The following is a 20,151-nucleotide window of genomic DNA, read 5'->3' on the forward strand; positions in this document are numbered from 1 at the left end:
TCCTTTAAGCAAAGTAAAAAGAAATAAGATGCACCAAGTGCACCTTAAATTTTGAATTCTTGTGAAACTTAGAACTTCACAAGGGCCGAGCCCCAAGTGAATCCGCCGCCAAACGCTTCAAGAAGCAGAGTTTGACCGCGTTTAATACGACCATCACGTACCGCTTCATCTAGTGCTGTTGGCACCGTCGCAGCTGATGTGTTGCCGTGTTTATCAAGTGTAATCACGACTTGGTCTAGTGACATCGAAAGTTTCTTCGCTGTCGCTGAAATAATGCGGTAGTTCGCTTGGTGCGGCACTAGCCAGTCTAGTTCAGACTTATGCATGTTGTTGGCTTCAAGCGTATCTTTTACTAGTTTCGATAGCTGAGTGACAGCGACTTTGAATACTTCGTTCCCAGCCATATGAAGCCATTTATCCGCATCTTGCCCCCGCACAGGTACAGGTAGGCTTAGAAGCTCTCCGAATTGACCATCCGAGTATATGTGGGTAGAGATAATGCCAGGCTCTTGGCTAGCGCCTACGACAACGGCTCCGGCACCATCACCAAATAGGATAATGGTTGAACGGTCTGTCGGATCACACGTTTTAGACAAAGCATCTGAACCAATCACAAGTACGTTTTTGCACATACCAGATTTGATATGTTGGTCTGCAACAGATAATGCGTACACAAAACCAGAACAAGCAGCGGCTAAGTCAAAAGCTGGACAACCTTTAATGCCAAGCTTTGCCTGCACCTGACACGCAGATGAAGGGAAAGTATGGCTACTGCTCGTTGTGGCTACGATAATCAGGTCGATATCGTTTTTATCAATACCCGCCATATCGATAGCGTTTTCAGCTGCGTAGAATGCCATGTCTGCTACAGTCTCGTTTTCTGCAGCAATTCGACGCTCTTTAATACCCGTGCGAGCAACGATCCACTCATCACTTGTATCTACCATTTTCTCTAGATCTGCGTTTGTACGCACCTGAGATGGCAGGTAGCTGCCAGTACCTAAAATTTTGCTATACATGAAGACTAATAATGCCTCTCGAGTAAAACCGCTTCCAAACGATCGCTAATACGGCTTGGTACTTGTCGTTTGACCTCGTGTACTGCCTCGCCAAGTGCATTGACAATCGCAGATACATCCGCACTTCCATGGCTTTTTATGACAATGCCGCGCAATCCTAGCAAACTTGCGCCGTTATACTGGTCGGGGTTCAGTGTTTTTAGTTCATTAAACAGCCTAGAAAACAACTTTCTAGCTATCCAACCCTTTATCGTTGATGCCATTATGCTGGTTTTAATTTTTTCGATAAAAAGTTGAGCTGTTCCCTCACTGGCTTTTAAGCATACGTTGCCGACAAATCCATCACAAACAATGACGTCAGCAACATCATGCAAAATTTGATTACCTTCAATATAACCGACAAAGTTAATCGCATCGGTCTGAGAAAGCATTTCTGCGCAACGTTTGACTAAATCGTTACCTTTAATCTCTTCTGCGCCAATATTGAGTACAGCAACGCGAGGAGGACGACCCAAGTGTTCTTCAGCTAATGCACTGCCCATTACAGCAAATTGGAACAAGCTATCAGCATCGCACGATACATTCGCCCCCAGATCTAGCATCCAAGTGCGCTTTCCGGTAATCGTCGGTAAAGCGGAAACTAAAGCAGGACGTTCAATGCCAGGAAGTAACTTAAGAATGAAACGCGATAGTGCCATTAATGCACCGGTGTTGCCACCACTAACACAAGCATCCGCTTTCTGCTCAGAAACCAAATCGATAGCCATACGCATAGAACTATTTTGGCTATTACGCAACGCCAATGAAGGTTTTTCTGAGTTCGAGATAACTTTCTCGCTGTGAAGAATAGTCAAGCGGGAACTGGTCGAGGTACCGAGTTGAGATAATTGAGACGTGATCAGAGATTGATCACCAATAAGAATCACTTTTAGCTCTGGGAAATGAGACAGTGCCTGCACGGCGGCAGGCACTGTTACGCGTGGACCGAAATCCCCGCCCATTGCATCAAGTGCAACGGTAATACTTTGCAAAGGTTCAACCTTACTTGTTGATAACCTTTTGACCACGGTAGTAACCTTCAGCAGTTACGTTGTGGCGTAGGTGAGTTTCACCAGAAGTCGCGTCTACAGATAGAGCAGCTGTAGTTAGCGCATCGTGTGAACGACGCATACCGCGCTTAGAACGAGTTTTACGGTTTTTCTGTACGGCCATTGACCCTACTCCTATACTATTGGGTTAAAAACCTGAAGAAGAATCGGCTACCACACCTATTACTTTTTCAGACTTTTCAAAACGTCGAATGGATTCGGTTTTTCTTCCTCAATTTCTTCAGGAATCTCACCAAAAACCATGTTATTTGAATCAACGCTACAATCCGCTTCATCGTGCATCGCAATTTGAGGTAATGCTAAGATGAACTCGTCTTCAACAAGTTGTATGAGGTCTAATTCACCATATTCATTTAGATCTACCAAATCATAAATTTCTGGTGCTTCCTGTTCTGTTTTCTCACCGTAGTAAGGAGTAGAAAGGAATTCAACTTCGCACTCATGTGCGAATACCTCATTACAACGCTGACACTCTAAATCGACTTCGATGTTAGCTTTACCAGAGATAACAACGAGTCGCTGTTCATCCATCCCAAATGACAATGAGACTTCTGCGTCGCGTTTTACGCCTTCAGTTGTTTCCACTAAGCGCTTGAAAAGACTAGCTTGGATGATGCCATCGTAATCCAATCGTTTCTGTGCAGCTTTAGCTGGGTCAACCGTTCGCGGTATTTTTACCTTTTGCATAGGGCGCGAATATTATCTTCCAAATCAAAATTAGTCAAAGAAAAAGGCAAAAAAGTTGTACTTTTTTGCGCTTAACATACAGAGCATTAGCCAGAATCATTTTTGATCGATTATCCTATTGGAAATGCTCCCACGAATTGTAATTCAAAATGAAAAATTACCAACTGGTTTTAGCCTCAACTTCCCCTTTTCGTAAACAACTGCTTGAAAAGCTCTCACTACCATTCGTTTGTTTATCACCTGATTGCGATGAAACACCTTTTGACCAAGAAACGCCAACTGAACTTGTGCAGAGACTGGCCCAAGAGAAAGCAATATCTTGCCAGACGGATAAAGCAAGTTTAGTTATCGGCAGTGACCAAGTTTGTGTCATTAATGGTGAAATCGTTGGCAAGCCTTTAAATAGAGATAACGCGATAAATCAACTTTTGGCTCAAAGTGGAAAAGTCATCACTTTCTATACTGGTCTTGCGGTACATAACACCGTCACAAACCATACAGAAGTCGGCTTTGATTCTTTCGAGGTGCACTTTAGAGATTTAACGCTTGAACAAATCAAACGCTACGTCGACAGGGAAGAACCTTTTTACTGCGCAGGCAGCTTTAAAAGCGAAGGCATGGGAATTTGCTTGTTTACGAAATTAGTTGGTAAAGACCCGAACACACTTGTCGGACTACCATTGATTGATTTGATTGATATGTTGCATGTTCAAGGACTCGATGTCCTTTAACCCAAATACGATAAAAGGGAGCCACAGGCTCCCTTTTGCATCCGCGAGGAAAACATGGTTACGCGTTTCTTAAACCCGCCAACACTTTTTCTAGTTTCGGTTCCATCGGTGCGTTGATTTCCATCCACTCATCATTTGATGGGTGTTGGAACTTGATGTTTGCCGCGTGTAGGAACAAACGATCTAAACCAACTTGACCTGTGTAAGCGTCAAAGCGACGATCACCGTAGCGATCATCCCAAGCGATTGGGTGACCAGTGTATTGCGTATGAACTCGGATTTGGTGAGTTCGACCAGTAATCGGACTCGCCTGAACCAATGTAGCTTGTTCGAACTTTTCCAAAATCTTAAAACGCGTTTCTGACGGCTTACCATTAGGGTTAACACGAACAATACTGTTCACTTCGTTTTTGAGCAGTGGCGCGTTCACAACCTTACAACTGCTTTTCCATTGCCCCATGACAAGAGCTAAGTAAAACTTCTTTACTGTCTTTTCACGAAACTGGGCTTGCAAGTGACGAAGTGCAGAACGCTTCTTAGCAACCAGCAAAATCCCTGAAGTATCACGGTCAATACGATGCACAAGTTCAAGAAAGCGAGCTTGAGGACGCAGAGCCCTAAGCGCTTCAATCGCACCAAACTTTAAACCACTGCCACCATGCACAGCGGTGCCAGATGGTTTGTTTAGAATCAACATATGATCATCTTCGAAGATAATCATATTTTCCAACTCAGCGACTTTGTTAAGTTTCGTACTTGGTGCGACATCGTCATCTTTTTTCTCGACGGTCACCGGTGGAATACGAACGAGATCGCCTGCTTTTAACTTGTACTCTGCTTTTATACGCTTTTTATTTACGCGCACTTCGCCCTTACGCACAATTCGGTAAATCATGCTTTTAGGAATGTCTTTTAATTGGTTGCGCAAAAAATTATCAATGCGCTGACCCGCCATATCTTCGTCGATATCGACGAACTGGACTTTTGTTCTTATTTCGTTCATGGGCGGTATTGTAAACTCAATTTCGTGCGACTTCACATTATTCTTGTCGTAAAAGAAACACTCCGTGGCACATACTGGTCTAAATTTCGCCAAGCTTTTGTTTAAATTATTAAAACTCTCAATCAAGTTCTCAATTTGTTTTCTGTCTTGAACAGTTTGCACATCTCAATTGCTTATGAAACAGCCAGTTATAAAATAGAAATTTTGAGTTTAGCGGTAAATTTTCTATCGTTTGCGTGAAAGCAGATTGCTGATAGCCACGCGCACTGCTATAGTTCACAGCTGCTAAGGAAGGTTTGGTTACATTTTATTCATTACCAATCATTTATCCTCAAGCAATGTGAGTAGATCGTTGAAGGTCGAGTGCAGCATTGGCGTGAGACACATCGAATTCAACACTCTTGCCACCCTACTCCTCGCATATTCACGTTGAGTACCTACCGCCCAAATAGCGGGTCACAAGTCTACGTTTCCAACAGAAACCACAAGAGGCTTGTGATGACTGAAGTGCCCGAGAGCATCCCCTTCCAGCCGGGAGGCTGCAAAATACAAGCCATGGGATCAGGCACCGTGAAAGAGCGAAAAAACAGTGGCAAGTCGACAAGAAAGATATAAAAGAAAAGACAACGAGAATTTTCAATGAAAAGAATGTTAATTAACGCAACTCAAAAAGAAGAGTTGCGTGTCGCTCTGGTTGATGGCCAGCGACTTTTCGATCTTGATATCGAGAGTCCAGGACATGAATCTAAAAAAGCGAATATCTACAAAGGACGTATCACACGTATCGAACCAAGCTTAGAAGCCGCATTTGTTGATTACGGCGCCGAGCGTCACGGTTTCCTCCCTCTCAAAGAAATTGCCCGCGAATATTTCCCTGAAGGTTACACCTACCAAGGTCGTCCAAGCATCAAAGAAGTGCTAACGGAAGGCCAAGAAGTTATCGTTCAAGTGGAAAAAGAAGAACGTGGAAGCAAGGGCGCTGCTCTTACTACTTTCATTTCTCTTGCTGGTAGTTACCTTGTTCTGATGCCTAACAACCCTCGTGCTGGCGGTATTTCTCGTCGAATCGAAGGTGACGAGCGTACTCAACTAAAAGCCGCATTAAGTACTTTGGAACTGCCTCAGGGCATGGGCCTAATCGTACGTACTGCTGGCGTTGGCAAGAGTGCTGAAGAACTTGAGTGGGATTTGAATGTACTACTTAACCACTGGGGTGCAATCAAAGGTGCAGCGGACTCTAACCCTGCTCCATTCTTAATCCACCAAGAAAGTAACGTTATCGTTCGTGCAATCCGTGACTATTTGCGTCGTGATATTGGCGAAATCTTAATTGATAGCAACACCATCTACGAACGTGCAAAAGAGCACATTCAATTGGTGCGCCCTGATTTCCTTAACCGCGTTAAGAAATATGAAGGCGAAGTTCCACTATTCAGCCACTACCAAATCGAAAGCCAAATTGAATCGGCTTTCCAACGTGAAGTGCGTCTGCCATCTGGCGGTTCTATTGTTATTGACCCGACTGAGGCACTAACGTCTATCGATATCAACTCTGCTCGTGCAACCAAGGGCGGTGATATTGAAGAAACAGCCCTAAACACGAACCTAGAAGCAGCCGACGAAATTGCTCGCCAGTTACGTCTACGTGACTTGGGTGGCTTAGTGGTTATCGACTTTATCGATATGACACCTGTTCGCCACCAACGAGAAGTAGAAAACCGTCTACGTGAAGCCGTTCGTCTTGATCGCGCTCGTGTACAAATCGGTCGTATTTCTCGCTTTGGTTTGTTGGAGATGTCACGTCAACGTTTAAGCCCTTCTCTAGCAGAAGCAAGCCACCACATCTGTCCTCGCTGTAGCGGTACTGGAGTCGTTCGCGACAACGAATCTCTAGCACTTTCTGTACTTCGTTTAATCGAAGAGGAAGCACTGAAAGACAATACAGCGCAAGTTCTCGCAGTTGTACCTGTGCCAATCGCTTCTTACTTGTTGAACGAAAAACGTCGTTCAGTTAACCATATCGAACGCATTCAAGAAGTGAAGATTACGGTTGTTCCAAACTCTGACATGGAAACGCCGCACTTCGAAGTTATCCGTGTTCGTGAAGGTGAAGAGTTCGATCTGATTTCTTACCTACTTCCTAAAAAACTGGAAGCAATGAAAGAAGCGGAAGGTAAAGAGCCAGCGGAAGTTGACGTAAAACCAAAACGAATTGAAGAGCCAGTTCTTAAAGGCTTTGCGGCTCCGTCTCAAACCGCACCTGCACCAGCAGCTAAACCAGCTCCTGAGGCGAAGAAGAAAGAACAAAACGTTGAACAAGAAGAGAAACCTGGATTGTTCAGCCGTCTGTTTAAAGCACTTGGTAGCTTCCTATTCGGTGGTTCTGAAGAAACAAAAGAAGAACAGAAACCTCAGGAAGAGAAAAAACCAAATCGCGATAATCGACGTAACAAACGTGATCGTAACGATCGTCGTCGCAATAACAACCAGCGCGATAATCGTGATAACCGCGACAATCGCGATAACCGACGTCGTCGTAAGCCTCGTGATGAGCAGGCTAATGAGCAAAACGAAGCTCAACAACAAACAAATAAACCGCAAAACCGTAACCAAAAGCGTAAACCTAAAGCTCAACAGGCAGATAAAGCCCAAGAGCAGAAAGCAAACGCAAAAGTAGCGGAAAAAGGTCTGCAGCTAGCAGCGGAAGCTCGTACTGAAACAAAACCAGAAGAGAGCAAACCGAAGCAGCAAAATGCGAAAGCAGAAAAAGTGAAAGAGCGCCGCCAACGTCGCAAATTGAACAAGTCTGTACGCGTTAAGGACCAAGAAGCTATTGAGAAGAAAGCCGAAGAAACAGCGGTTAAGACTCAAGAAACGGTTGAAACCAAAGTTGAGAAGCCAACAGAAGCAGCGGTAGAAGCACAACAAGACAACAAGCAAGCAGAGTCTAAGCAACGTCGTAACCGTCGTTCGCCACGTCACCTGCGTGCAAGCGGCCAGCGTCGTCGCCGTGGCCGTGATCGCCGCCCTAACCCGTTCCGCCTACGTAAGGGAGGTGTCGCTTCTCCTGAAATGGCTATGGGTAAAGTAATGCCACGTTACATTCCGAAACTAGCACCTAAGAAGGAAGAGCGAGTTAAGGAAGAAGCTGTAGCAGCAGTACCTACAATCCAAGGTGGCTTTGCGTGTCCAGAAATGGCAATGGGTAAAGTGATTATTCGTCGCGAGCAACCTGTCGTAACAGATGCGCCAGTTGTTGAACACAAGGTTCAAGAAACCGTTGAAGCGAAAGTGGAAGCTCCAGTAGTAGAAGCACCTGTTGTTGAAACAGTAATCGCAGAAAAAGCTGAATCGGCAGTAGTAGAAACAGCATCGGTAGAGCCTATCGTTGAAACTCCTGTAACTGAACATGCTGAACCGGTTGATGTCATCGTAGAAACGGCACCTGCTGAAGAGCCTATCGTTGAAGCAGCAAAAGAGATTGCAGCCGAAGCGCCAGTAGATAAACCAGAGCCTAAAGTCGAAGCCATTAAAGTTGCGGCTAAGCTAAACGCTAGCGCACCGATGACGAAAGCACCTGGCCCTCAAGAGCTACGCGAAATCACGGTTGCAGCAGCACCGTTCAAAACCGAACGTTACCAAGCTAAAGGTGCTGGTAGCCAAGTGGCTAAAAACCGTGCATCGGCAGAGATGACAAAGCCTAACTTTAACTAGGCTAAATCATTACGTTCAACTGCTTAACGGCATAAATAAATTAAAGGCTACCATCTGGTAGCCTTTTTTATCTTCATATTTGCCCAATAAATTGTTCATATAAATACCAATTCGTGATCACATTTGTACGCCATTATTCGTATCATTCTTGAACTTAATCACACTTTTCGGTAGCATGCGCCGACTCAAGTTTTCGACACCATTCTGATGCTGCTCTTTTAATACTACGGTTTACACTGCAATGTTTGATTAAAAATCAACCTTCCAGTGGCTTGTGCAAATACGAATATGTGTCGGGTTTAACTCATTGCAAAGAGAACTTAAAAACAAACATGTTCGAATTTCCCCAATTTTCTAAGCACTCCGTAAAAAATGATGTGCTATCAGGCTTAACCGTTGCGCTAGCATTGGTTCCTGAAGCTGTCGCATTTGCGTTCGTCGCAGGCGTAGATCCGATGGTCGGTCTTTACGCTGCATTCATCGTTGGTCTTATTACTTCCATTTTCGGTGGTCGTCCCGGCATGATCTCTGGTGCAACAGGTGCCATGGCAGTCGTAATGGTTTCGCTTGTCGCGACTCACGGTGTCCAGTACCTATTCGCAGCCATCATGCTCGCTGGTATTCTTCAAATTGCCGCTGGTATGTTTAAATTGGGTAAGTTCATCCGTATCGTACCTCACCCTGTGATGATTGGTTTTGTGAACGGTCTGGCTATTGTTATCTTCCTAGCTCAGTTGGGTCAGTTTAAAGCGCCAGATATCAACGGCATGCTTACTTGGCTACCACAAGACCAAATGCTACTAATGCTTGGTTTGGTTGCGCTAACTATGGCAATCATTCACTTTCTACCAAAAATCACAACGGCTGTACCCTCTTCACTTGTTGCAATCGTAACGGTGACTGCTTTAGTGGTTGGTTTGGATCTGGAAACTCGCACTGTTGTTGACTTCCTGCGTACAATGTCTGGTGATGAAGCGGCAACACTCGCAGGTTCACTGCCGACCTTCTCTATTCCGGCGGTGCCATTTACGCTAGAAACTCTACAAATCATTCTTCCATACGCGATCATTCTAGCGGCCATTGGTCTAATTGAATCTCTACTAACACTGACAGTTTTAGATGAGATGACGAACACTCGTGGTCAATCTAACCGCGAATGTATCGGTCAAGGTATGGCAAACATGACGTGTTCTGTGTTTGGCGCAATGGGTGGTTGTGCGATGATTGGTCAGTCGATGATCAACGTAAACTCAGGTGGTCGCGGCCGTCTATCTGGTATCGTTGCGGCTATCGCTCTATTGATGTTTATCTTATTCGCTTCTTCGCTAATTGAAATGATCCCACTCGCTGCTCTGGTTGGTGTGATGTTCATGGTTGTCATTGGTACATTCGAATGGGCAACATTTAAGCTAGCACGCCGCGTACCGAAGCAAGACTTCTTCGTTATTGTTCTTGTGACCGTTGTTACTGTTCTTACTGACCTTGCTGTTGCCGTAGCGGTTGGTGTTATCGTTTCTGCATTAATGTTTGCATGGCAACACGCTAAGCACATCTATGCCGACACGTGCTTAAACGAGGAAGGTTCAAAAGAGTACAAGATTCACGGCCCTATTTTCTTTGGCTCTGCGGCTAACTTCCTGGAGTTGTTTAACGCGCCTGAAGATCCAAAAGATGTGATTGTCGATTTTGCAGACTCTCGCGTGACAGATCACTCTGCAATTGAAGCCATTGAAACACTGGCTGAGCGTTACAATGCTCAAGGTAAAACGCTGCACCTTCGTCACCTAAGCCCAGATTGTCGTAAACTTTTGGACAAAGCTGGCAGCTTGGTTGAAATTAACGTGAAGGAAGACCCAAGCTACAAAGTCGCAACCGACATACTAGCGGGTTAACACGAATAAAAAGGGATGAGCTGAGCTCATCCCTTTTTCTATTGTCTTCAAGCACGGCGATTATAGCTTCTTCAAAATTGCGTCTGATGCCTCTTCGATTAAATCAAGCACCAGTTCAAAGCCATCTTCCCCACCATAATATGGGTCCGGGACTTCGTCGTAACCTGACTCAGAATGACTTAAAAATAACGATACTTTGTGTCGATACTTCAACGGACAAATATCCAATAAATCGGCCAAATTTGCTTTATCTGCGGCTAATATAAGGTCAAACTTTTCAAAGTCATCAATGGTGACTTGACGCGCTTGCATTCCTTTAAAAGAATAACCTCGCTGCTTTCCTGCTGCCATCGCTCTTGAATCCGGTCGGTTTCCTGCGTGGTAGCCAATTGTACCTGCCGAATCAACCTCTACTTCAACGCCTAGCTTTTGAGCTTTCGCTCTTAACACTGCCTCTCCAGTTGGTGACCGACAAATGTTTCCCATACAAACAACAAGTATTTTCTTCATTTTATTCCCTGAATTATCGGTGGTTTTTCTTCACGATATGTTGGTCTATCATAGCGAGATAAATCAATGAACCCAAATTAGCTTGGGCACAGCACGAAAAGGAATTAAGGAAGTATTATGTCTATCGAAGAAAATAAAGAAGCACGCCATAAAGCTCGCCAACAAAAAGTCAAAGAACAGGTAGACGCAAAAATCGCTGCTGCTCAAGAGGAAAAAGGTCTGCTACTGATCATTACCGGAAATGGTAAAGGTAAATCGACATCAGGATTCGGTACGATCGCACGCGCAGTGGGTCATGGTTTGAATTGTGCTGTCGCGCAGTTTATTAAAGGTACTTGGGACAACGGTGAGCGCAACCTACTTGAGAAACTCGGCGTTGAATTCCAAGTAATGGCGACCGGCTTTACATGGGAAACTCAAAACAAAGCCGCTGATACCGAAGCAGCGCAAGGCGTATGGCAAGAATGTAAACGCATGCTGCAAGACGACTCTATCGATGTCATCTTGTTTGACGAGCTAACTTATATGGTGAGCTACGGCTACATCGACTTAGACGAAGTGGTCGAAGCACTGAGCAACAGACCTAAAATGCAGTCGGTTATTATTACTGGGCGTGGCGCACATCGAACCCTGATTGAAATGGCCGATACCGTTTCTGAAGTGAAAAATGTAAAGCACGCATTTGAATCTGGCGTAAAAGCCCTCAAAGGCGTCGATTGGTAACACTCGCAGAGTAATTTAAAAAGGGTTGGCAAAATGCCAACCCTTTTGATTTTCACGCACGGTTAGTTGAAAAGATTCTTCAATAAACCATCGACCGCATCTTTGGTTTTCTCGTCTTTGATTTTGTCCGTTAGCTTCTCTACGCCACGATCGATTTCTTTCTGAGCTTTCTGCTTCAGAACATCATCGAATACGAGCTTGAATTTAGGTTCTGCCCACTTACCAGACACATTGATTGGAATCGTGATGTCTTTCAGCTCATCTATATCTTTACCGCCCTGGCCTTCTAGGCTACCTACAACTGACGTGCTGATAGTAAAGTCGACTGTTTCATTGATGTAGTTTGCGGTACCTTTACCACGAACACGTAACAATGGAGACTGAGCTTGCATATTATCCGTTGATACAACACCTTTGTTGAGTTTCAATGTCGCCGTCATCGCACTGAAGTCTGTTTTCTTAGCTTCATTGGTGCCTTCAACTTTTTGCCCTTTAAATTTCGCATAGTTTTCACGAATCAACTGAGCAACGTTGATGCCATTCACCGCACCGTCAGCAAAATTGATAACAACCGTACCAGATAGATTCTTCTTGATACCGGTAGGCGTGAGACTCTTACCTGTAACATTCACATCAATGTTACCTGTCCCTTCAAGTTTGTCGTTTTCAGCAACGTCTATAAGTAGCGGTTGAACTTTCACGCCTTTGATTGACTTTTTAACACTGTAAGTCGCTGGTGATTGGCGTGCATCTAACTTCGCTGTCGCTGAGATTGAGCCTTGGTACAACTTCGAACTAAAAGATGTAAGCTCAAACACGCCACGATTTACAGTGAAGCTCGTTTTTACCGCTTCCATCTTCGCATTTGCCGCTTTGAATTTGTCGATAGTAATGTCACCCTTTACATCTAACGCTTTCAACGCAGACAAATCAGGCTCAACCTCAGGTCCGGCAGGAGCACTCTCGCCACCAGAAGCAGGCTTATTACCTTCGGCAGCTTGCTTATCTAACCCTAAGAACTCATCAAGATCGATATTGGGGCTATGGAGAGCAAAGCGTACTTTAGGAATATCACCGAGTGTCACATCTGCCTTACCATCTAGGGCGATAGCATTCGCTGTTAACTTCTCTAGAACAAAACTCAGATGGTTTTTCGTTAGGTCGAAAGACAGATCAGACACCATGTCGACTTTCATCGGGGACTGAGGTAAAGCATCACCCTCAAAAGTCGATTTAAGAGTTAACTTATCCAACTGTACTTTGCTGATAGCCTTGTCCACGCTAAGTTGACCAGCACCCTGCATATCTAACTTCATACCACCAGCGTCACCCTTAATGGCATAAGTCAGGTTATTTACTTTATCGAATTCAAACGTGTCTAAACCGATCGTTGCCGATTCAATTTTATTGGCAGGGTCAGAGTATGTCGCATCAAAGTTGATGTTCTTTAGCGCGTAGTTTGCCAAACCTTTTTCTAGCTTAAAGTCTGCCTGACCTTTCGCGGTGAACTTTTGGTCGTTCATTTCGCCCTTCACGCCAAAATCAGCCGTTGTCCAGTTGTCAAAAGCGAATTCGGAAAGGTTTAATGAAATATCATAGAGTTTGGTGTAACTACCGGCTTGCTTATCCTGCATTTCTAATGAACCGTTAGAAACCGTAACGCCAGCAAGATTAATACTCCAATCAGAACCAGAAGTTTGCGTTTCACCATTTTGCGTAGGCGCAGCATTGTTCTCTTGTTCTGCTTGTTGTGTTTGGGCTTTCGTCAATGCATCAATATTCTTGCTGCCATCTTTCTTGGTTTCAATGTAGAACTCAGCACCATCAAGCGTGACGTTTCCAATTTCAAGCTGTTGACTAAAAAGTGGCATAACAGAGATGTCTACACCAACGGTATCAACTTTGAATAAATTGGGTTTACTAAAGCCTTGTGGATTTCGCAATTCTGTATGTCCCAACTCAAAGCCAATCGATGGGAAAAATTGCCAACTGATATCCCCTTCAATCACCAACTCTAATCCCGTTTGCTTTTGCGCTTGCTCAACAATAAGGGGTTTAAACTGATTCGGATTGACGAAGATGGTTAACGCTAAAATTGCGACCAAAATGACCACAATCGGTATTGCTAGAATTAAGAGCAGTTTCTTCATTTGTTTTTCCTTGCTCGAGTGTTTTTACAATTATAAGCGCAGACTCCATTTACCGCTGACAGTTCCACAAAGCGTGAAAAGTGTCTGGTTTTAACCTGCAACTGACTAATTTAAAAACAAAAAAAGAAGTGGCACTTAAGGTGCCACTTCTTCTCCTAAAAATAAAGCGATATAGCCGTCTATAGGCTTAAGCTTTCAAAAGTCTTGCAATGTGAGCTTTTAATACATCAATTGCGATACGGTTTTTACCACCGCGAGGAACAATAATGTCCGCATATTGCTTAGAAGGTTCGATAAACTGCATGAACATCGGACGTACTGTTTGTTGGTATTGCTTAAGAACAGACTCCATAGTTCGGCCTCGTTCTTCCACATCACGCTTAACACGGCGAAGCAAGCAAATATCTAACGGTGTGTCCATAAATACTGTCGCATGCATCAAATCACGAAGACGAGGGTCTGTAAGAAGAAGGATACCTTCTAGAATGATCACCTTTTTAGGTGTCATTGTGGTGGTGTTAATTGTTCTTGTGTGCTCAGTGTAGCTGTACTCAGGCACTTCTACTGCTTCACCACGTACCAATTTTTCTAGGTGCTCACACAGTAGGTCGTGGTCCAACGCACTCGGGTGATCGTAGTTCGTCTTTACTCGCTCTTCCATGCTTAGGTGGCTTTGGTCGTTGTAGTAGCAATCTTCCGTGATGACACCGATTTGATGATCGCCTACTTTCGCGCGAAGCTCATTATAAATAGTGCTCGCGATCAGACTTTTTCCAGAAGCAGAAGCGCCAGCAATACCTACGATGACGCATTGATTATTATCAGACATTAGTTTGCACCCGATGATGATTTCTAGTCACATAAAAAGATAAACTGCCTGATTATAGGGAGTTCACCCCATAGTTACTAGTTGGAATTAGGGTTTAGTCATAAGTTTCTGCCTGCTCAGAGGATTAACCTCCGAGCAAACGTTAAAATGTGCAATTATCAACCAACAGGCATAGTAAACTTAGTTCACCATTGTAAAGCTAATCGCATCTGGTTTTGCTTTGCCTTGCCAAAACATCGTGCTACATACGCGATCGGCAAGTTGCTTATAATACCCTGCATGCTCACTTTCTGGGCGTCTTGCTACCGTTGGCACGCCAGCGTCAATATCTTCTCTCATAGAGATATGAAGCGGAATTTGTCCTAACAATGCTAAGCCAAATTCTTGCGACATTTTTTCAGCTCCGCCCATACCAAAAATATGCTCTTTCGCGCCACATTGACTACAAATGTGATAACTCATGTTTTCCACAACACCAATAACCGGGACATGGACTTTGTTAAACATTGCCGCTCCCTTCCTTGCATCGGCAAGGGCTAAATCTTGCGGTGTTGTGACTAACACGCTACCTGTTACCGGAATTTGTTGTGACAGCGTCAATTGAATATCCCCCGTACCTGGCGGCATATCAATCACCAAATAATCCAAATCTGGCCAATCTGTTTCAGTTAATAACTGCGACAACGCTTTTGAAGCCATTGGACCGCGCCATATCGCCGCTTCTGATTTATCCACCAAATAACCGATAGAATGAGTATAGATGCCGTGAGCAAAAATGGGTTCCATCCACTTGCCATCACGAACTTCTGGTTTAGCATCTTCTTGCCCCAACATCATAGGTACAGACGGACCATAGATATCTGCATCCAATAATCCCACTTTCGCCCCAGATTGAGCAATTGCCAACGCTAAGTTAACTGCGGTAGTAGATTTACCAACGCCACCTTTCGCAGAACTGACGGCAATGATGTTCTTAACACCCTTAACCGAGTTAGCCACTTGAGTTTCTAAAGCTTTAACTCCAAGGCGAATATTAAATGGGAATTCAGATACTTTACCCGAGGCTTGCTGCTGTTTGATCCAGTCATGCAGTACGGTTTGAAGCTCATTACTTGCGAATGGCAACGTTATATCAATAGAACCCTGTGTCGTAATCGAAATTGCGCCATGAATATCTGCCCAGTTTTCCACCAACTGTGGATGTTGGAATTGGTTAAACCAGTGACAAAAATCTTGTTTTGAAGTGAACTGATGCATAAGCCCTCCTTTTAGATGTCATGCTACCACCGTCCAGGCTCAACCAGAACCCCAAAAAAACTAAGGCATTCCGCAGTTTGACACCTTGGAGTTAGTCAGTTCATGGGGTAGTATTATCCATCAAAATTTATTTATACCTATCAAGAAAAGCGAATATTAAGTATGGCAAACGATCCAAAAAACTTTCCGTCAAGGAAAATGCTGGTAACTTGTGCCCTTCCGTACGCTAACGGTTCGATCCACCTTGGTCATATGCTTGAGCATATCCAAGCGGACATTTGGGTTCGTTACCAACGCCTACGCGGCAACACTGTAAACTTCATCTGTGCTGACGATGCTCACGGCACGCCAATCATGCTTAAAGCGCAACAGATGGGTATTACTCCTGAAGAAATGATTGCCGCAGTTAGCGAAGAGCACCAAAAAGACTTCGCTGGATTTGATATCAGCTTTGATAACTACCACAGCACACACTCAGATGAGAACCGTGAGCTAGCGTCACACATTTATCTTGAGTTGAAGAAAAATGGCTTTATCTCTAGCCGCACTATCTCTCAGCTGTTCGATCCAGAAAAAGAGATGTTCTTACCGGACCGTTTCGTAAAAGGTACCTGTCCAAAATGTAAGTCTGAAGACCAGTACGGTGACAACTGTGACAACTGTGGTGAGACTTACAGCCCAACAGAACTGATCAATCCTAAATCTGCGGTTTCTGGTGCGACGCCAGTAATGAAAGATTCAGAGCACTTCTTCTTCGACCTGCCTCAGTTTGAAAGCATGCTAAAAGAGTGGACTCGCTCTGGCTCGCTACAAGCTGAAACAGCGAACAAAATGCAAGAATGGTTCGAATCTGGCTTGCAGCAATGGGATATCTCACGTGATGCACCATACTTTGGCTTCGAGATCCCTGGTGAGAAGAACAAATTCTTCTACGTATGGCTAGACGCGCCTATCGGCTACATGGGCTCTTTCAAAAACCTATGTGACAAGCGCGACGACCTAGATTTCGACGAGTACTGGAAGAAAGACAGCTCAGCAGAACTGTACCACTTCATCGGTAAAGACATCGTTTACTTCCACAGCCTATTCTGGCCAGCAATGCTAGAAGGTTCCGGCTTCCGTAAACCAAACAACGTATTCGTACACGGTTACGTAACCGTAAACGGCGCGAAAATGTCGAAGTCTAAAGGTACGTTCGTAAAAGCAAGCACTTACCTAGAGCACCTAGACCCTGAGTGTCTACGTTACTACTACGCTGCGAAGCTAAACAGCCGTATCGATGATCTAGATCTTAACCTTGAAGACTTCACTCAGCGCGTAAACGCTGACGTTGTTAACAAGATCGTTAACCTGGCATCTCGTAACGCAGGTTTCATCGCGAAACGTTTTGAAGGCAAACTGTCTGACAACTTTGCAGAGCCTGAACTTTACAACGAATTTGTTGCTGCTGCTGACCGTATCGCTGAGCTTTACGAAACGCGTGAGTTTGGTCGTGCAATCCGTGAAATCACGGCATTGGCAGACAAAGCTAACCAATACGTTGATGAAAAAGCACCGTGGGTTGTAGCAAAAGAAGAAGGCAAAGATCAGGAACTACAAGACATCTGTTCTGTCGGTATCAACCTATTCCGCGTACTGATGACTTACCTGAAACCAGTAATGCCATCGCTAGCTGCGCGTACTGAAGCGTTTCTAAACCAAGAGCTAACTTGGGAAAACATCGCTGCTCCACTAACAGGCCACGAGATCACTAAGTTCAAAGCACTGTTCAACCGTATCGATCCGAAGAATGTTGAAGCGATGATCGAAGCGTCTAAAGAAGATGCGGCGGCAGAAATGGCGGCGAAAGAGAAAGCTGAAGCGGAAAAGAACAAGGCTAGCCAAACCGAGCTAGACAAAGAACCAATCGCTGAAGAGATTGAGTTCGATGCTTTTGCTGCAGTAGATATGCGTATCGCTCGCATCATCTCTTGTGAAGAAGTACCAAAAGCCAACAAACTGCTTAAGTTCCAATTGGACATCGGTGGTGAAACTCGTCAGGTATTCTCTGGCATCAAGTCAGCTTACAAACCTGAAGAGCTAGAAGGTAAGCTAACGGTAATGGTAGCAAACCTAAAACCTCGTAAGATGAAGTTTGGTATGTCTGAAGGTATGATCCTAGCGGCAGGCCCTGGTGGTAGTGACCTGTGGATCCTTGAGCCACACGAAGGCGCTCAACCTGGTATGCGCGTAATGTAAGTTGTAGCTTTACAATCAAATTTAAAAAGTCCTCGCCAGTTCAGCGGGGACTTTTTTTGACTGAATTCACACTTTTGGGGAATTTGTGCACCAAACTTGTACAGCACCTCTCCCATCACAATCCTAAATTACTGTTTTAATAGAATTTAATTAGTGGCATCAAAACTGCAATCTTTCTTGTTAGGTCCAAACACTAACAAGGAGTTGGTTATGTTTGTTTTGATTTCCACACTATTGTCCATCGCTATTTTAGCCGGAATATATCACTTATCTTCTAAACGAGAGCAGCAACATGCGCGCAAATATCAGCTGTTAACATTGTTACGAGATGTTGTTCACCTTCTGAGACACCACCGAGCTGCTACTCACTACTCGCTTCAATTCCAACAAAACGATCAACAAAAATTGGACGCTCTTCATGATGCTCTGACTAACAAGCTGCATCTTTTAGTCGAAACATCACGGTTTGAAAACAAACCCATGTATCGCGTATTACAGATTAAAGTAGGGAAACTACTTGAACAATGGAATGACCATAGTGTTGCAAGAAACCAGATGGAGCATGGTAAGTTAATTCGTCATTGCTTGTTTTTGATGGATGAAGTAACCATCGCATGGCTAGCGGTTGAACAAAGAAATGACTTGCATAATGAGTATCACATGAACTGGCAAAACATTATGGATAGCTTGGAGACCCTGACTCAGTTACGAATCAGCATTCAAGATTTAGGAGAGCAAGGCGGAAATGAGCGTTTCAAAAATTATGCATCGGTCATGATGCGTAAGCTAAACCAACTAGCGGTTATCGCTCCACTTAGCATTACCTCTCCTGCTTCCACGCGCTCAATACAGACGCTAAATGAATACGTGACAGGGAGTCATGTCGACTTAACAGAAGCAGAGCTTTATGGCGTCACATCGGACTTGTCATTGACCATCTTCAATACTTACGACCATGTCCTTTCAGATGTCGTAGAGTCATTATATCTACCGTTACCCAGACTCTCACTAGCAGGATAAACGTTCCATACCTTATTATTGGTGCTTGGTTCGTCGCCGACTTATAAATAAAAACAAAAAAACCGCAGGCCTAAGGCACTGCGGTTTTCGTTTATTCAACTTGTCAGCGCTTAGCTGTCGTCTTCCGTGAAGTTCGTTGGTAATTGCTTTTTCATTTCGTTCCAGATCAACGCACTTTCCATACCATAATGACGAATCACTACTGGTAGTTGCTCACGCTGGCCACTTTCACAAGTTTCGAGCAATTGATGGTAAAACTTCAGAGCTAGCTCACGAGAAGCTGGATTTGAGAAGTAGTAGCTACCGACACGATCGTAGAGCTTCTTCAAACCATTAAAGATCAAACCGTAAATTTGATTTCCTGAATGGAATGCTAGGCGCTGGAAAAGCATATAATCGTAAAAGTTGAACGTTTTAGCAATCAAGATTTCTTGACGCTTCGCTTCATCTTTCTCGTTATCTTCTTTCACATTCTGCAGAACTTTTTCAGCATACGGCGAAGAAGCGATGAATTCGTCCCAGGAAGCCGCATTCATTAAAGCTTCACAAGATTCGATTACGTTCTTAATTGTACGCTCAGAGCTCTCTTTGTTCGCTTTAAATGCATAGCGCATAAAGATAGGACTGATGTTAGTACGTGCCGCAAGCAGATCTTCTACAATGTTTGTCGCATTATCAACGTCTAGCGTCATTAAAGTATCCAAAATATGCAGACCAGAGGTCTCCATAAATTGGTTAACTTTCGTAGGTTTGCCGTGCTGGATAGTCAGCCATCCATCACGGGCTAGTCGTTGAAGAACCTCTCTTAAAGTCGTTCGAGTAACACCAATCAGTTCGGACAGCTCGCGCTCAGCAGGTAAAATTGAGCCTGGAGGAAAACGGCCGTTCCAAATGCTCTCGATAATATATTTTTCTGCGAATCCCGCAGGGCTTTTCGCCTTTATGACCATTCTACTTTTTATCCAATATTGATTTCTGAGGGTCGATACTACTCATCATACCACTACTTAGCGGTTTGAGAAAATTTACGATCAATAGTGGAAACGACTCCATAACATAGAGTTAATACTCTATATGTTGTGTCAATTTAAGAGGCTCTAACATGCGAGCGAAAGCAGTAAAATATGAATTTTCATTTAATTAAACAGCTCACAAATCTCGGAGAAATAAAGACAACCGTGTCACATTTTTATATTCAAAATATGAAAAATTACTTTGTATATCACAGTTAATATTCTTTCTTAATTTGCCTTTTCTCGTCACTGACCG

The 20,151-nt window shown here is 44.0% G+C and carries 16 protein-coding genes; 6 read left to right on the forward strand and 10 right to left on the reverse strand.

The genetic code is table 11. The annotated features are described in order from the left end of the window. Positions 1–68: 68 nt before the first annotated feature. The 4 genes from R7Q41_RS17575 to yceD are packed head-to-tail and all read right to left on the reverse strand — an operon-like array spanning position 69 to position 2,815. A complete protein-coding gene (locus R7Q41_RS17575; protein ID WP_017821385.1) occupies positions 69–1,019 on the reverse strand; it encodes a beta-ketoacyl-ACP synthase III in 951 nt (316 codons plus the stop codon). Positions 1,020–1,024: 5 nt separating this feature from the next. After that, entirely contained in the window at positions 1,025–2,050 is a 1,026-nt protein-coding gene (gene plsX, locus R7Q41_RS17580) for a phosphate acyltransferase PlsX (RefSeq protein WP_017633846.1), read from the reverse strand. A 10-nt stretch (positions 2,051–2,060) separates the two neighbouring features. After that, positions 2,061–2,231, reverse strand: coding sequence for a 50S ribosomal protein L32 (rpmF, locus tag R7Q41_RS17585; protein WP_005396978.1), 171 nt, complete (start codon positions 2,229–2,231; stop codon positions 2,061–2,063). Between the two features lie 59 nt (positions 2,232–2,290). Continuing rightward, entirely contained in the window at positions 2,291–2,815 is a 525-nt protein-coding gene (gene yceD / locus R7Q41_RS17590) for a 23S rRNA accumulation protein YceD (protein WP_005387307.1), read from the reverse strand. Positions 2,816–2,964: 149 nt separating this feature from the next. Here yceD and R7Q41_RS17595 point away from each other — a divergent pair, with 149 nt between their 5' ends. Continuing rightward, complete coding sequence (locus tag R7Q41_RS17595; protein ID WP_054577644.1) at positions 2,965–3,546, forward strand: Maf family protein; 582 nt, start codon at positions 2,965–2,967, stop codon at positions 3,544–3,546. Between the two features lie 58 nt (positions 3,547–3,604). Here the strand turns inward: R7Q41_RS17595 and rluC are convergent, their stop codons facing one another. Beyond that, complete coding sequence (rluC, locus tag R7Q41_RS17600; protein WP_318086630.1) at positions 3,605–4,549, reverse strand: 23S rRNA pseudouridine(955/2504/2580) synthase RluC; 945 nt, start codon at positions 4,547–4,549, stop codon at positions 3,605–3,607. A gap of 639 nt (positions 4,550–5,188) precedes the next feature. Between rluC and rne the strand changes: the two genes are divergently transcribed. Both rne and R7Q41_RS17610 read left to right on the forward strand, forming a co-directional pair. After that, positions 5,189–8,263 (forward strand): ribonuclease E, encoded by a 3,075-nt coding sequence (gene rne / locus R7Q41_RS17605; protein ID WP_318144607.1) that lies wholly within the window; start codon positions 5,189–5,191, stop codon positions 8,261–8,263. Between the two features lie 332 nt (positions 8,264–8,595). Continuing rightward, positions 8,596–10,155 (forward strand): SulP family inorganic anion transporter, encoded by a 1,560-nt coding sequence (locus R7Q41_RS17610; protein WP_005380840.1) that lies wholly within the window; start codon positions 8,596–8,598, stop codon positions 10,153–10,155. Positions 10,156–10,215: 60 nt separating this feature from the next. Here the strand turns inward: R7Q41_RS17610 and R7Q41_RS17615 are convergent, their stop codons facing one another. Then, positions 10,216–10,665: a low molecular weight protein-tyrosine-phosphatase gene (locus R7Q41_RS17615; RefSeq protein WP_025767219.1), complete on the reverse strand. Its 450-nt coding sequence runs from the start codon at positions 10,663–10,665 to the stop codon at positions 10,216–10,218. A 117-nt stretch (positions 10,666–10,782) separates the two neighbouring features. Here R7Q41_RS17615 and cobO point away from each other — a divergent pair, with 117 nt between their 5' ends. Continuing rightward, positions 10,783–11,388: a cob(I)yrinic acid a,c-diamide adenosyltransferase gene (gene cobO, locus R7Q41_RS17620; RefSeq protein ID WP_005380837.1), complete on the forward strand. Its 606-nt coding sequence runs from the start codon at positions 10,783–10,785 to the stop codon at positions 11,386–11,388. Positions 11,389–11,450: 62 nt separating this feature from the next. Here the strand turns inward: cobO and R7Q41_RS17625 are convergent, their stop codons facing one another. The 3 genes from R7Q41_RS17625 to apbC all read right to left on the reverse strand — a co-directional run bounded on the left by R7Q41_RS17625 (position 11,451) and on the right by apbC (position 15,624). Further along, positions 11,451–13,538 carry an AsmA family protein gene (locus R7Q41_RS17625; RefSeq protein ID WP_318144608.1) on the reverse strand — a complete coding sequence of 696 codons (2,088 nt, stop codon included), beginning with the start codon at positions 13,536–13,538 and terminating at the stop codon, positions 11,451–11,453. A gap of 187 nt (positions 13,539–13,725) precedes the next feature. After that, positions 13,726–14,367 (reverse strand): uridine kinase, encoded by a 642-nt coding sequence (gene udk / locus R7Q41_RS17630; protein WP_005380833.1) that lies wholly within the window; start codon positions 14,365–14,367, stop codon positions 13,726–13,728. Positions 14,368–14,547: 180 nt separating this feature from the next. Continuing rightward, positions 14,548–15,624: an iron-sulfur cluster carrier protein ApbC gene (gene apbC / locus R7Q41_RS17635; protein WP_213907174.1), complete on the reverse strand. Its 1,077-nt coding sequence runs from the start codon at positions 15,622–15,624 to the stop codon at positions 14,548–14,550. A 162-nt stretch (positions 15,625–15,786) separates the two neighbouring features. On the opposite strand from apbC, the gene metG reads away from it, so the two are divergent. Both metG and R7Q41_RS17645 read left to right on the forward strand, forming a co-directional pair. Continuing rightward, positions 15,787–17,862 (forward strand): methionine--tRNA ligase, encoded by a 2,076-nt coding sequence (metG, locus tag R7Q41_RS17640; protein ID WP_005387290.1) that lies wholly within the window; start codon positions 15,787–15,789, stop codon positions 17,860–17,862. A 210-nt stretch (positions 17,863–18,072) separates the two neighbouring features. Then, complete coding sequence (locus R7Q41_RS17645; protein ID WP_318144609.1) at positions 18,073–18,882, forward strand: hypothetical protein; 810 nt, start codon at positions 18,073–18,075, stop codon at positions 18,880–18,882. Positions 18,883–18,992: 110 nt separating this feature from the next. Here the strand turns inward: R7Q41_RS17645 and fadR are convergent, their stop codons facing one another. Then, positions 18,993–19,832 (reverse strand): fatty acid metabolism transcriptional regulator FadR, encoded by an 840-nt coding sequence (gene fadR / locus R7Q41_RS17650; protein WP_005380824.1) that lies wholly within the window; start codon positions 19,830–19,832, stop codon positions 18,993–18,995. Positions 19,833–20,151 lie beyond the last annotated feature (319 nt).

Origin of the sequence: Vibrio sp. 2096 (assembly GCF_033339595.1) — a bacterium.
Lineage (GTDB): Bacteria > Pseudomonadota > Gammaproteobacteria > Enterobacterales > Vibrionaceae > Vibrio > Vibrio alginolyticus.

Excerpts from the sequence above, each read along its gene's own strand:
- R7Q41_RS17610 (WP_005380840.1), top strand. The coding sequence starts at position 8,596 with ATGTTCGAATTTCCCCAATTTTCTAAGCACTCCGTAAAAAATGATGTG.
- rne (WP_318144607.1), top strand. The coding sequence starts at position 5,189 with ATGAAAAGAATGTTAATTAACGCAACTCAAAAAGAAGAGTTGCGTGTC.
- apbC (WP_213907174.1), bottom strand. The coding sequence starts at position 15,624 with ATGCATCAGTTCACTTCAAAACAAGATTTTTGTCACTGGTTTAACCAA.
- R7Q41_RS17645 (WP_318144609.1), top strand. The coding sequence starts at position 18,073 with ATGTTTGTTTTGATTTCCACACTATTGTCCATCGCTATTTTAGCCGGA.
- yceD (WP_005387307.1), bottom strand. The coding sequence starts at position 2,815 with ATGCAAAAGGTAAAAATACCGCGAACGGTTGACCCAGCTAAAGCTGCA.
- rluC (WP_318086630.1), bottom strand. The coding sequence starts at position 4,549 with ATGAACGAAATAAGAACAAAAGTCCAGTTCGTCGATATCGACGAAGAT.
- fadR (WP_005380824.1), bottom strand. The coding sequence starts at position 19,832 with ATGGTCATAAAGGCGAAAAGCCCTGCGGGATTCGCAGAAAAATATATT.
- R7Q41_RS17615 (WP_025767219.1), bottom strand. The coding sequence starts at position 10,665 with ATGAAGAAAATACTTGTTGTTTGTATGGGAAACATTTGTCGGTCACCA.
- R7Q41_RS17625 (WP_318144608.1), bottom strand. The coding sequence starts at position 13,538 with ATGAAGAAACTGCTCTTAATTCTAGCAATACCGATTGTGGTCATTTTG.
- udk (WP_005380833.1), bottom strand. The coding sequence starts at position 14,367 with ATGTCTGATAATAATCAATGCGTCATCGTAGGTATTGCTGGCGCTTCT.
- rpmF (WP_005396978.1), bottom strand. The coding sequence starts at position 2,231 with ATGGCCGTACAGAAAAACCGTAAAACTCGTTCTAAGCGCGGTATGCGT.
- cobO (WP_005380837.1), top strand. The coding sequence starts at position 10,783 with ATGTCTATCGAAGAAAATAAAGAAGCACGCCATAAAGCTCGCCAACAA.
- R7Q41_RS17575 (WP_017821385.1), bottom strand. The coding sequence starts at position 1,019 with ATGTATAGCAAAATTTTAGGTACTGGCAGCTACCTGCCATCTCAGGTG.
- R7Q41_RS17595 (WP_054577644.1), top strand. The coding sequence starts at position 2,965 with ATGAAAAATTACCAACTGGTTTTAGCCTCAACTTCCCCTTTTCGTAAA.
- metG (WP_005387290.1), top strand. The coding sequence starts at position 15,787 with ATGGCAAACGATCCAAAAAACTTTCCGTCAAGGAAAATGCTGGTAACT.